At 39.2% G+C, this 12,708-nt stretch carries 10 protein-coding genes and 1 pseudogene; 3 read left to right on the top strand and 8 right to left on the bottom strand.

Annotation, left to right across the window (positions count from 1 at the left end):
• The first annotated feature begins 106 nt into the window (after nucleotides 1-106).
• Complete coding sequence (locus tag CHH48_RS05175) at nucleotides 107-1,087, top strand: aldo/keto reductase (protein WP_095218259.1); 981 nt, start codon at nucleotides 107-109, stop codon at nucleotides 1,085-1,087.
• Between the two features lie 354 nt (nucleotides 1,088-1,441).
• Here the strand turns inward: CHH48_RS05175 and CHH48_RS05180 are convergent, their stop codons facing one another.
• Nucleotides 1,442-2,290 (bottom strand): STAS domain-containing protein, encoded by an 849-nt coding sequence (locus tag CHH48_RS05180; protein ID WP_095218260.1) that lies wholly within the window; start codon nucleotides 2,288-2,290, stop codon nucleotides 1,442-1,444.
• Nucleotides 2,291-2,602: 312 nt separating this feature from the next.
• Here CHH48_RS05180 and CHH48_RS05185 point away from each other — a divergent pair.
• A pseudogene (locus tag CHH48_RS05185) lies at nucleotides 2,603-2,814 on the top strand (helix-turn-helix transcriptional regulator); the annotation flags it as partial.
• A gap of 128 nt (nucleotides 2,815-2,942) precedes the next feature.
• Here CHH48_RS05185 and CHH48_RS05190 read toward each other — a convergent pair.
• The gene (locus CHH48_RS05190; protein ID WP_095218261.1) at nucleotides 2,943-3,698 is read right to left on the bottom strand and encodes a GntR family transcriptional regulator; all 756 of its coding nucleotides are present in this window, start codon (nucleotides 3,696-3,698) and stop codon (nucleotides 2,943-2,945) included.
• A gap of 157 nt (nucleotides 3,699-3,855) precedes the next feature.
• Nucleotides 3,856-4,953 carry a tartrate dehydrogenase gene (locus CHH48_RS05195; protein ID WP_095218262.1) on the bottom strand — a complete coding sequence of 366 codons (1,098 nt, stop codon included), beginning with the start codon at nucleotides 4,951-4,953 and terminating at the stop codon, nucleotides 3,856-3,858.
• A 625-nt stretch (nucleotides 4,954-5,578) separates the two neighbouring features.
• Here CHH48_RS05195 and CHH48_RS05200 point away from each other — a divergent pair.
• Nucleotides 5,579-6,943: a citrate:proton symporter gene (locus tag CHH48_RS05200; RefSeq protein WP_095218263.1), complete on the top strand. Its 1,365-nt coding sequence runs from the start codon at nucleotides 5,579-5,581 to the stop codon at nucleotides 6,941-6,943.
• Nucleotides 6,944-7,037: 94 nt separating this feature from the next.
• Here CHH48_RS05200 and CHH48_RS05205 read toward each other — a convergent pair whose 3' ends face one another.
• From CHH48_RS05205 to CHH48_RS05225, 5 genes are all read right to left on the bottom strand, one after another.
• Entirely contained in the window at nucleotides 7,038-7,841 is an 804-nt protein-coding gene (locus tag CHH48_RS05205) for an ABC transporter ATP-binding protein (RefSeq protein WP_095218264.1), read from the bottom strand.
• Complete coding sequence (locus CHH48_RS05210) at nucleotides 7,841-8,872, bottom strand: FecCD family ABC transporter permease (protein ID WP_095218265.1); 1,032 nt, start codon at nucleotides 8,870-8,872, stop codon at nucleotides 7,841-7,843. Before CHH48_RS05210 ends, CHH48_RS05205 begins: the two co-directional genes overlap by 1 nt.
• Nucleotides 8,869-9,840 (bottom strand): FecCD family ABC transporter permease, encoded by a 972-nt coding sequence (locus CHH48_RS05215; RefSeq protein WP_371809496.1) that lies wholly within the window; start codon nucleotides 9,838-9,840, stop codon nucleotides 8,869-8,871. The genes CHH48_RS05210 and CHH48_RS05215 overlap by 4 nt, the downstream gene beginning before the upstream one ends.
• Before the next feature lie 49 nt (nucleotides 9,841-9,889).
• Entirely contained in the window at nucleotides 9,890-10,951 is a 1,062-nt protein-coding gene (locus CHH48_RS05220; protein WP_095218267.1) for an iron-siderophore ABC transporter substrate-binding protein, read from the bottom strand.
• Between the two features lie 274 nt (nucleotides 10,952-11,225).
• Nucleotides 11,226-12,590 carry an amino acid permease gene (locus CHH48_RS05225; protein WP_095218268.1) on the bottom strand — a complete coding sequence of 455 codons (1,365 nt, stop codon included), beginning with the start codon at nucleotides 12,588-12,590 and terminating at the stop codon, nucleotides 11,226-11,228.
• Between the last annotated feature and the right edge of the window lie 118 nt (nucleotides 12,591-12,708).

A 12,708-nucleotide genomic window follows, 5' to 3' on the forward strand; every position in this document is an offset into this window, starting at 1 on the left:
TAGTATTAGGCAAAGATTTGAGACAAATGAGTTTATAGTTCATATAGAAATTATGAGACAATGAAAGAGGTTACAATGAACGAGCGATAAAGGGAGGATGATATAAATGGAATATGTAAAACTAGGAAATACAGGTTTGGATGTATCTAAATTATGTCTTGGCTGTATGAGCTTTGGTGATGCAGAAAAATGGATTCATCAATGGGTACTTGATGAAGAGCAGAGTCGCTCTATCATTAAAAAAGCACTTGAACTTGGAATCAATTTCTTTGATACTGCTAATGTGTATTCAATGGGAACTAGTGAAGAATTCCTAGGACGTGCTTTAAAGGATTATGCCAATCGAGACGAGGTTGTGCTGGCAACAAAAGTCCATGGACGTATGCATCAAGGCCCTAATGGTGCGGGTCTTTCCAGAAAAACCATCATGAGTGAAATTGATAAAAGCCTTAAGAGACTAGGTACAGATTATATAGACCTTTATATCATCCATCGCTGGGACTACAATACCCCTATTGAGGAAACAATGGAAGCATTGCATGATGTGGTGAAAGCCGGAAAAGCAAGATATATTGGCGCCTCTGCCATGTATGCTTGGCAATTCCAAAAAGCATTACACGTAGCAGAGAAAAATAATTGGACACGCTTTGTATCGATGCAGAATCACTACAACCTTCTCTACCGTGAAGAAGAGCGGGAGATGCTGCCTCTCTGTAAAGAAGAAAAAATTGGTGTGACTCCCTACAGTCCGCTTGCATCAGGAAGACTGACACGTGATTGGTCGGAAACAACTCATCGTTCTAAAACAGATCAAATTCAAAGATCCAAATACGATGCAACTGCTGATGCAGACCGATTAGTTGTAGAACGAGTAGCAGCGATATCGGAAAAACATAATGTCCCTCGTATCCATATTGCACTTGCCTGGCTGCTATCAAAAGAAACAATAACAGCACCTATTATTGGTGCCACTAAAATATCCCATCTCGAAGATGCTGTAGGTTCTCTATCAGTTAAGCTAACTGCTGAAGATATTGCTTTTCTCGAAGAAGCCTATGTACCGCATTCTGTAGTGGGACCTAATTAATTTATCGAAAAATGCAGCAACTCAATCTTTCTCATAATCAGATTGAGTTGCTTTATTTGTGACTGTTTTTGAATATGTAATGTTTCCCTCAATTAGAAATAAAGGTTTAGGATAAAGAAATATCGGGCAAAGTAGTTTAGTTGAGGGGGACAGCAAAGACGTGTACTTAAATGAAAAAAAATTAATTTATAGGGAACTCGCCAGGTTAATGCATGATTTCGACAGATGTCCAGATGAATCTATAAAAAAACATATTACAGAAGACATAGCACTTTTAAATGAAGCAATTCAATATAAAGTAAAAAAATAACTCTCCATTTTTCATTAAACGAAAATGGAGAGTTTCTGTCTGTCTCACTTCAATATATATCGATCTACTGCAGCTTTCAAAGAATGTGTAGTTTTAACATCAAAACCAATCCCTAATTGCGTTGCAGTCTGTGCTATTTCAGGTCTTATTCCAGACAAAATAGTTTCTACACCAAGCAACTTCAAAGAGTTGACTATGTTAAATATACGATGAGCAACCATTGTATCAATAATTACCACACCTGACATGTCGATAAATAAGTACTCTACTCCCAACTTCGCACATTGCGATAGAACATTATCCATCATATACTTAGCCCTATTCGTATCAATATCACCTACTAGGGGCAGCAGCGCAACTTCTGGAGTCAATGATATCACTGGCGTACTAAGCTCCAAGATCATTGCTTGCTGTGCAGCTAATTTAAATTCAGCTTGTTTTGCATTCTCTCTAGTAAACCAGACAATGATCTGATTAAAAGCGCTTGTTATTTTCCTCGTATAACTAAGTGTTTCTTTACCACATAAATCATGTTCTGCTACAAAACCATCTAAAAGCTCTAAATACAATGCTTCCGTTCTATTAAATTCATCTATAATATCTTCAATCGGCGTGATTAAATGCTGCTCATCTTTGGATATCTCCACTATCCATTCTTCGAATAATTCGTAAGATAGAGGACTTTCAGGATCAAACAACTTACAAAAACGCACATGGAAATCTCTATTTTGTTCTTTTAAAACGTCTATTACTGCTTGATCATCAGAACCATAAACCCCTTCTGCCTTTGTAAGTCCAGCAAACCATTCATCATTCAATTGATCTATATTGTCACAAAGAAATTCATGTAAATCTTTATCTGCTGCTACTTGCAGTTTTTTCTCGATTGCCATTACTATATCTCCTTAGTCTATATATGCTCAACACCTTATTTTAGCATGTGATATAACAAATACCTATTATTATAATGTAATAGTAATAATTGCCCTTACTGTGGAATGCATTTAATCTAAAGATTAAGTTTTGACAAGTGAATATGCACTTTAGAAGATTATTAGTTCTGGTGAGATTATGTCTATAAAGACTTTCCAAACAATAATAGCCTAACACATAGAAGATTGTAGCTAAGGAAAGGATATTATGAACTGTTCTATTTATATCTTCCACTTGAGTCTAAAGCCGGGCAATAAGCCGATCTGAGAAGTCGTTATTTTCAGCGAATAGTAAAACTATCTCCTTTGAGCTATGTAACTGATTATCATATTCAAAAAAGCTGCTCCTGCTTCAGAATACAAGTACAAATGTCACAGATGTAAGTTATCAAGTAGGATTTAATAGTACCAGTTATTTTATTGTTAAGTTCCGTAGATCTGTAGGTATGACACCGTTAGCTTATAAGAAAGAACAGGAAAAGTAGTTATAACAGTTATAACTACTCTCAAAAAGTCTAAGCTCATTATTCTCTAAGAAGGAAAAAGAAACACAAAAAACCTGAAAAGTTGCAGGTTTTTTCAGCTTTCACCCTTTTTCAGAGTAAACTATACATCAGTTTTGTATTAGATTTTCAACCACGCCGAGTATTTCATTACGTGCACGATTCCTGTGCGATTGCATCAAAACACTAGCTGCATTACCGTCTTTCGCCTTCATACACGCTACAATAGCCTTATGCTCAACTATTGAGTGAAAAGGAAGCGGACGGTCGTCTACTGTTAATAAACGCGCTCTATATAGCTGATCCGAATGAGTATCTATAACTGCTCTAAGTCGCTTGTTTCTCGCATAATCGATAATTAGATGATGGAACTCATCATCTAATATTGCCCACTGCTTTAGATTCTTTTGCTCAAGCGCCTGTTCCTGTTGTTCAATCAACCTTTCCAATTCACCTATCTCTAGTTCCCCAACCTTTTCAGTAGCTAGACTTACCGCTAGACCATCTAGCGTTTCCACAATTTCATATATCTGTTCGAGATCTTCTGTCTCGATCGGCTTCACTATGAACCCCCGTCTAGGTACAAGCCGGACCATGCCTTCTGTTTCCAGACGCACAAGCGCTTCTCTAACCGGTGTACGACTCATCTGTAATACTTCAGCCATTTCTCTTTCTAAAATCGTTGTTCCAGGACGAAGAATTAAATCGCGGATAGATAGCCGAACAATCTGATAGGCTCTTTGAGGCAAACGGTACTCATCAAGGCCTTCTATATTATTGATGAGGAGAGAGATTTCTTTCTCGACACTTGTATCACTTAAGGAAGCATCTTTTTCTTTATCTTTTTCGGTTGGAATCTTTTTCATATTATTCACCTATTCCATTATGATTGTTCATGTTGTTTAAAATATATCATAACCAACAGCAGAAGCATCTCAAATTGTAATGCGATAGTTATTAATGCAGTGTAAATCCTTATAGAAAAAAGACTATGGATCCCAAGAAATCCACAGCCTTTTCTTCTTAAATTTCTGCTTTCACTTTAGAAAGGTTTTCTATAATAGAATCCGTGATCTCATCCGTGTTGTATGTTCCCCCAAGGTCTCGAGTAAGAATCCCCTGACGTGTCGTTTCTGCAATTGCTTTATTGATAAGTTCTGCTTCCTCATTTAATCCTAGGTGATCCAGCATTAGTGCAGCACTTCCAATAGCACCGATTGGATTAGATATTCCTTGACCGGCGATATCAGGTGCCGAGCCGTGAACTGACTCGAACATACTCGGCGTGTTCCCTTCCGGATTAATATTAGCGCTGGCAGCTAATCCTAAGCTTCCCGCTAGAGCACTACCTAAATCTGATAGTATATCCGCAAACAAGTTGGATGCGACTACTACTTCCAGCTCTTCCGGTTTCAATACAAATTGTGCAGCCGCTGCATCAACAAGCCACTGGTCTGTCTCTACATCTGGATAATCTTTACTCACACGTGAAAACACTTCATCCCAAAGCACCATCCCATATTGCTGCGCGTTACTTTTCGTGATACTTGTTACTTTTTTTCTTTTACGCGTACGAGCCAGATCAAAGGCATAACGGATAATACGTTCGCATCCGTGCTCTGTAAATAAAGCTGATTGAACAGCAACTTCTTTGCCAAGACCTCGTCCAGAGAAATTACGACCGCCTATACCTGAATATTCACCCTCGGAGTTTTCTCTGATTAAGACCCAGTTTAGCGAATCAACATCTGGATGATTTAGCCTTCTTGGAACACCCGGTAAAAATTCGATAGGGCGGATATTAGCCCACTGATCGAATCCTTGGCAAATTGCTAAACGTAATCCCCACAAGCTAACATGATCTGGCACACCTGGAAATCCAACAGCACCAAAATAGATAGCATCATACCCTCTTAGTCTTTCAACTCCACCTTCTTCCATCATCTTTCCATGCTCTAAATAATATTCACAGCCCCACGGAAAGAAATCGCTTTCAAATTCAAACTTACCATTAGATGCTTCTGCCAAATGATTAATTATTCTAAGACCGGCTTCAACCACTTCCGTACCAATACCATCACCAGGAATCACCGCTAAACGAATTCTTTTTGTTTCACTCATTTGTTCTTCCTCCTTGTTTATTTCATCTTTTCAGTTAATTGGAAAGAATTGCACCTTATTGATTTATATACTAGATAACGTATACATTAATGTCAATAATTATTTGATTTTTTAGAATCAACATGAGTTTTAAAAATGTATACTAAACCTTAAATAATTCACCATTATGAACTACCACAATTGTTTTAATAGGCTAACCAACACCTTGCCCACAAATAGCTGCATTAATTATAAAATTATATATCAAAATATCCAATTGACAATTATGTATACGTTAATATACAATTCGTTTAAGCTACGTTAAATGATTACACAACCACTCATTCTGTTCTTATCTGAAAATGGAGGTGGGATAATATGAATGCGCTCTTAGTAAGATTGACTTTTTTGAATAACATCAACCTGTAACCTTTTAAGCAATTAGAGCGCAATTAATTGTATGCGCTTTCAAAAAGCCGCTCCATTTTCCTAGAAAAATTGTCAACTTAGAAACCGAATTACGGCGGATTAGATTTTGAACGGGCTGCTGCGAATTTTAGCGAAGCGTTTTTAAAGTTCTATGATTACTGTACTTATGTGTAATTTAATGATCCAAATAATTTGTTTTCTACAGGAGATGGTTCGTATGTTGACATTCTTAGCATTAGCGATGATCATCGTTTTCATTGTACTTCTCTCGAAGAATAAATTAACTGTTTTTGGCGCTTTAACGATTGTACCCTTTATCTTCGGAGCCATTACAACCTTTGTAACCGGCGCTTCCTTTCTGGATCTTTTTGATTGGATCAAGGATGGTATCTTATTTAGTGTCGATGAAGAAACGGGAGAAGTGTCGATGGGGGTTATCTCCCCTGCCATTGTAATTCTTTTCGCTGTATTGTACTTCGGTGTCATGCTAAACGTTGGTTTGTTTGACCCTTTGTGCGAATTCTTCATCAAGAAAGCGAAAGGTGATCCATTAAAAGTTACGATGGCTACCGTTCTAACAGCAACCGTAGTTACAATGAATGGCGATACCACCACTACAATCATCATTTGTGTTGCTGCTTTCCTTCAGCTTTATAAGCAAATGAATATCAAGCTGATATACTTGGCTATCATTATCGTCACTCCAATTGGTATCTTTAATCAGTTGCCTTGGGGAGGTCCTACAATAGCCGCAAGTACAGCTATGGGCGTGAATATTAGTGAACTCTTTGCTGCTATACTACCAGGTATGATCATTGCTGAAATATTCGCTATCGGCATGGCTTATTTTATCGGGATCAAAGAAAGAAAAAGATTACACTTCGACCCTAAAACCGCTAAAGATATTTCACCAGAGGACATGCAAGAAATGCTCAATGCAATCCGCCTGAAAGATCCTGAATTAAAACGTCCTAAACTTTTCTATTTCAATTTAATTTTGACGCTTATTATCTTAGTTATGCTCGTTATGGATGTAGCTCACGGCGGCGTTCTATTCGGTATAGGCGCAGCAATAGCACTTACGGTAAACTACAGGTCAGCAAAGCTTATCAATCAGAGGCTGGATGACTTAGCAGCAGATTCTCTAGCACCTGCTTTAGCAACATTAGCTGCTGGTGTTTTCTCTGGTGTTTTAACTGGAAGTGGCATGTCAACTGCACTGGCAATGTCCATTACAGCTATTATCCCAGAATCATTAGGATCGAATATGGCTCCCATCTATGCATTGATTTCAGCACCTGCCATTACATTTCTGCCTCAAGACGCGTTTTACTTCGGGATTGCCGGTGTAATGGCGGATGTTATGGCGCAGTATGGAATAACAGCTAATGAAGCAGCTGTAGCATCTATGGTAGGTCAGGCATTCCGTCTTATCTCTCCGGTTATCCCAGCTCTTTATATGTTGGTTGCTTCTACTGAAACAAACTTTATCGATTTCCAGAAGAAATATATTATTTATGCTTGGCCGATAATATTTATCTACATAGGAACCTATATTTTAACTGGTGCACTACCTATCTAAAAATCAACAGGAAGGCAAATAATTATTGCCTTCCTGTTGATTTTGTATAGATCTATCTATTTGATACGCAGCGTTTTGGATTAATTACACTCACCTAGGTGAAAACATGATAACGTCCTCTTGGAACTATCATTGGAGATTTTGAAACGGGATCCTCAATTACAGTACAATTAAGCTCAAATATTTCTTTAATCAATTCATCCGTAATGATCTCAGATGGCCTTCCCTCGGCTATCAGTTCCCCTTTACGAAGAGCAAAGATATAATCAGCATATCGTGCAGCAAGATTGATATCATGAAGAACCATCACTATCGTCGTACCGTATTTTCTATTAAGATCTGTAAGCAAATCCAGGATCTCTACTTGATACGTGATATCCAGAAACGTTGTTGGTTCATCAAGGAACAATATATCTGTCTGTTGAGCCAATGCCATAGCAATCCAGACGCGCTGTCTTTGACCACCAGACAGTTCATCCAAATGTCTGTTAGCAAGTTCGGTAATTCCCATCATATCCATTGCTTCCTCGACTGCTTGATAATCCTTCTCTGACCATCCGCTTAACAATGATTGATGCGGGAATCTGCCTCTGCCGACTAAATCAGCTACTGAAATCCCTTCAGGTGCAACCGGAGACTGCGGCAGCACTCCTAATACTTTTGCAAGTTTCTTCGGAGGAATTTTGTGAATTGATTTTCCATCTAAAATGACATCTCCAGCTATTGGCTTGATTAGTCTTGCCATCGTCTTCAGCAAAGTTGATTTACCGCATGCGTTAGGACCAATAATCACGTTAACCTGATTGTTTGGAATAACAACATCAATCCCATGAAGGATTTTTTTACTTTCATAGCCGGCAACAATTAGCTCTGTTTGAAGTTTGTGAGTTGATTTCATCATAAGTATCCCTTTCGATTCATCCTTATAAGTAAATAAAGCAGATATGGTGCCCCAACTAATCCTGTTATTATGCCAACTGGATATCTGACTTCAAAAGCAAATTGTCCTATCAGATCTGCTCCAAGAACTAGGTTTATGCCTATAAGACCTGCAGGCAGGACATTTGAAAACCCGGTCCCTACTAATCTTTTAGCAATCGGCCCAGAAAGGAAAGCGACAAAAGCTATTGGGCCAGTTGTTGCAGTTGCAAAAGCTATCATTAGTACAGCACTCAGTATGAGAATCAGTCTGATTTTGTTTGTACTTAATCCAAGTGATAATGCCGACTCTTCTCCGAGTTCTAATATGTCTAAATGCTTTCCTAAAACAATTAATAGCGGAGCGAAAATTATTACCGTACAAATAAGCGGTAATGAAGTTTCCATTTTAGCGCCGTTTAGACTTCCGCTTAACCATCGAAGTGCTGCAGGCAAGTCTTGCTGGCTGCCAACCATTAAAAGATAAGAAATAACAGCGCTAAGAGCTGCCTGAATACCGATTCCAATCAGTATAAGCCTGCCAATGGAAAAATGACTGCCTGATGCCAACAAGTATAGGAGTAAGACTGTAACAAGTCCTGATGTTACTGAAGCTAAAGAGACAACCGTATTACTTGTTTGAAAGATAAGTATACTGAACAACGCTGCAGCACTGGAACCAGTGGTAATCCCCAGTACATCCGGATTAGCAAGCGGATTACGCAGCATTGTTTGGAATATATGTCCTCCCATTCCGAAAGCCAAGCCGGCAAAGAGACCAGCTATCATCCTGGGAAGCCTTATCGTATTGACAGCAAAATAAGCTCCTGGGATCCTTTCCCCCATAAGCACTTGAATAACCTCTGAAATTGGGTAGATTGTGTTACCTAAAAGAAGCATGGCCATACAAAGTCCAACAGCAAGTGCTGCCAGGAGGATGTTAATGACCAGCCATTTTCTGAATCGACGTTGTCTGCCTTGTTTAATAAGAATTGTTGAGCTGTTTATCATAGTGACCGCACTTTCAATTTAGTTGCGAGGAGTATTAATACTGGAGCACCAATAAAAGCGGTTATAATCCCAGCTTCTACTTCACCAGGACTCCCTATTAATCTGCCAAGTACATCAGCAATCGTTAGAATGCTAGCACCTGAAATAGCAGACATAGGTATAATAAGACGTAAATCCGGACCAAAGATGAGCCGCATCAAATGCGTCGCCAGCAAACCAATAAAGCCAATAGGACCAGCCAATGCTGTTACCGCCCCGCACAATATGACACCGGTAAAAGCAGATACTAATGTCAATAATCCAGTCCGAACCCCTTGACCAGTTGCAATCTCGTCCCCAAGCAATAACGCATTAAGCGATGGTGCCATTATGAAAGCCAGCAGGATTCCAGAAACTAAAAACGGCAAAAAGATTACAATGAAATCCCAATTTGCAGCACCCACACTGCCTACTTGCCAGAACCTGAATTGATCCATCACAAAAGATCGAGGAAGCATGATAGCACTTATCAGGGAAGATAATATTGCACTTGTTGCAGCACCAGCCAGTACAAGCTTAAGAGGCGTATTGCCAGTACGCCCCATTGAACCAATTCCGTATACAATGATAGCTGTAAGAACTGCTCCTACTATTGAGAGCCAAATATACTGACCAGCTGTGCTGATATTAAAAAATGCTATGCCTATAACGACAAATAACGATGCACCTGTGTTAACTCCTAATATACTGGGATCGGCCAGCGGATTTCGGGTTACTGCTTGCATGAGAGCGCCAGACACACCTAGCGCTCCTCCGCACAGCAAACTAAATACCGTTCGTGGTATTCTTTCACTGACAACAGCTGCAGCGTAAGAATCTGAGCTGGATAAGAACAATCCTGCCATTAAGTCATCTAATGTCACAGATCTTGATCCGAAAACCAGTGAAGCAATTATACTAACACACAGCAATAGAAAGAAAATAATCATAATGGCTGCGTAGTAGCTACGTTTATGTCCTACTGGCCTCTTTGCTACATTACTGTTCATTGTTACTTAAAGCATCGTCAATCTGAGTTACATAATTATCGATCGTATACTCAATCGCAAGCGGATTTGGAGTTCCAGCTGCAGCCAAATCAGAATTATTTGCGATGAATACAACAGAATCATTTTGAATTGCCTTAATCTGTCCTAAACGTGCATCATTCTTAACAGCTTCGTACGTGCTGTCATCACCGTACCCAATTATTATATCTGCATCATTTAGAACGTCTGCATTTTCTGCACTTAAGCTCAATGAGTAGGCAGCATCATCTTCAATTAAATCAGAAATGCTTTCAGGATATTCCATTCCCATTTCTTCTAGGAAAGCAACTCGGGAATCAGCTGGTGTATATAGATGGAACTCGGATAGATCTGTTGCTGAGAAGTTCACCCAAGCAACCTTTTTGCCTTTGATTTCAGGATGTTCGTTTACTTTTTCTTCAATTGTACTCTCGGTATCAGCAATCAGCTGTTCGCCTTCTGCTTCCATTCCCATACCTTTTGCATTCATTGTTACTTGATCACGCCATGACGTTGTCCAAGGAGAAGTCGGATAAGCTACCACAGGCGCAATCTCGCTCAGAGTATTATAATCCTCTTCTGTAAGACCAGAATAAGCCGCAAGAATGACATCTGGTTGTGAATCTGCAATAGCCTCAAAATCTAGTCCATCTGTATCTTGAAAGACATTTGGATTACTTTCACCTAACTCTTCTAGTTTCTCTGCTGTCCAAGGAAGAAGACCGCTGTCGTCCTGCACACCGAAGTTCGCAGCAGAAAAACCAACTGGCACAATACCAAGTGCAAGCGCAACATCTTGGTTACCCCATTGTACAGTTGCTACTCGTTCAGGCTTAGATTCGATAACTGTTTCCCCGAAAGCATGTTCAATCGTAATAGGATAACCTTCTGTTGAAGCTGAATCTCCTCCAGATGAATTGCTTCCTTCAGAATTCTCATCTGAGTTCGATTGACTGGAACATGCTGGAAGAACTAGTAGGAACAATGCCGAAAAGATTGCCATCTTTAATATCGATTTATGCTTTTTGACCATTTGTTATTTCTCCCCTTTTATATATACAATCTATTAGTGCAAGACTATCTTACTCAAGTTGTGAAAGCTTTCGTTGAAAAATTATGTAATAGTTAGCCCTTTCTAATTGATATTGGTTCTCATTATCAATGATACAATTAGTTATATTAGTTAATCAAGGCTTTTTTACTACTTTTTAGACTATTTGGTGAAATTTGCTGTGTTTTGTCTGCTCTTCTAAAAAACGTTTTAAAAAAAGAGTCACATAAGTGACCCTTCCAGAATACCGATACCTTTATTGAGCTTTTTTTAATTTGGTTTCTTTTTCTGTTCTTTTCCGACCCATAATTATAGCTAGCACGATTAAAACTGCTAAAGCTGTAAAACAAACAACTGTTCCGACTGAAATGCCTTTACTGAATGTTGACCCTATCAAAATGATGCCCAGCCCTGTAATTCCGACAATTGTTGTCGAAGGAAACAGCTTCATCCTGAAATGTGGCATTTCAGCATATTCCGGCCGTAGTTTCAGCTGCGCTGCGCAAATACTCAGCCAAAGCAGCAGCATAGTGAATCCAGGAATAGTCATCATCGTACCTATGATACTATCTGGAGCAAAGTAAGCTAATCCTGCGCCTATTAATAAAAACAGGCCATTCAGGGAGATAGCGTTGATTGGTGCACCTGATTTGGAAGTCTTCGTCAAAAGTTTTGGTGCCTCTCCTTTTTCAGCTAATGAAAACATCGTTCTAGAAGTGGCAAACATACCAGAGTTAGCTGCAGACAAAACTGCTGTCAATAAAATGAAATTCATTACATGCGCTACTCCCGGTATTCCGATTGCATCCATTACTTGAATGAAGGGACTTTCTGTTCCGGCAACTTGATTCCAAGGGATAAGTCCAGCAATGATTGTGATAGGCGCAATGTAAAACAGCAATACACGCCAAACGACGCCTTTGATTACTTTAGGCAATACCTTTTTCACATCTTTTGTTTCAGATATAGCTACCCCGATTAACTCGGATCCTCCAAATGAGAACATAACAATCAAGCAGGCTGCGAATACTCCTTGTATCCCATTTGGGAAGAAACCGCCATGACCGAATAGATGCTGTGTTGGTGTATCTGGAGAAAAATCCGTTAATCCCATTAAAACTGCTCCGCCTAATACGATAAATAGTACAAGAGCGATAATTTTAATGCTGGCAAACCAAAATTCCATTTCTCCGTAGAATTTAACTTGTAAGCTGTTTATTCCAATGATAAGTGCTGCACAAATTGCGCTCAAGAGCCAAAGCGGTGTATCAGAAAACCAAAACTGTAGAAACGAACCCGCCGCCAGGATTTCTACAACAGTTACCAGTGTCCAGTTTATCCAGTACAGCCACCCTACGATGAAGGATATATGAAAACCGAACGCCTTATGAACTAAATGCTGTACATTATGATTTGGGTACACAACTGCCATTTCAGCTAAAGCAACCATTACAATCAGCAACAATGCTCCGCCAAGTAAGTAAGAAACAACTACCCCTGGTCCGGCAATCCCCAATGTCTCGCCGCTCCCTTTGAAAATACCGGTACCGATCATACCTGCTAATGCTAAAAACTGTACATGTCTAGGTAAAAGCTCTTTCCGCAAACCATTCTGACTCATTTTCTTCTCCTCTTTCTATATCAAATCTTGTTCTGATTAATTTTGTATAGTAATAGTCATCATCCATGGTTAACCACCTCCTTAACTGTCTAAAAAACAAAACGTCCCTGCTGAAAAA

Source organism: Terribacillus saccharophilus (genome assembly GCF_002272075.1).
Taxonomy (GTDB): domain Bacteria; phylum Bacillota; class Bacilli; order Bacillales; family Amphibacillaceae; genus Terribacillus; species Terribacillus saccharophilus_A.

Coding starts and splice junctions, on each gene's coding strand:
- CHH48_RS05200 (WP_095218263.1), top strand. CDS start 5,579: ATGTTGACATTCTTAGCATTAGCGATGATCATCGTTTTCATTGTACTT.
- CHH48_RS05190 (WP_095218261.1), bottom strand. CDS start 3,698: ATGAAAAAGATTCCAACCGAAAAAGATAAAGAAAAAGATGCTTCCTTA.
- CHH48_RS05205 (WP_095218264.1), bottom strand. CDS start 7,841: ATGAAATCAACTCACAAACTTCAAACAGAGCTAATTGTTGCCGGCTAT.
- CHH48_RS05215 (WP_371809496.1), bottom strand. CDS start 9,840: ATGATTATTTTCTTTCTATTGCTGTGTGTTAGTATAATTGCTTCACTG.
- CHH48_RS05225 (WP_095218268.1), bottom strand. CDS start 12,590: ATGAGTCAGAATGGTTTGCGGAAAGAGCTTTTACCTAGACATGTACAG.
- CHH48_RS05175 (WP_095218259.1), top strand. CDS start 107: ATGGAATATGTAAAACTAGGAAATACAGGTTTGGATGTATCTAAATTA.
- CHH48_RS05210 (WP_095218265.1), bottom strand. CDS start 8,872: ATGATAAACAGCTCAACAATTCTTATTAAACAAGGCAGACAACGTCGA.
- CHH48_RS05180 (WP_095218260.1), bottom strand. CDS start 2,290: ATGGCAATCGAGAAAAAACTGCAAGTAGCAGCAGATAAAGATTTACAT.
- CHH48_RS05195 (WP_095218262.1), bottom strand. CDS start 4,953: ATGAGTGAAACAAAAAGAATTCGTTTAGCGGTGATTCCTGGTGATGGT.
- CHH48_RS05220 (WP_095218267.1), bottom strand. CDS start 10,951: ATGGTCAAAAAGCATAAATCGATATTAAAGATGGCAATCTTTTCGGCA.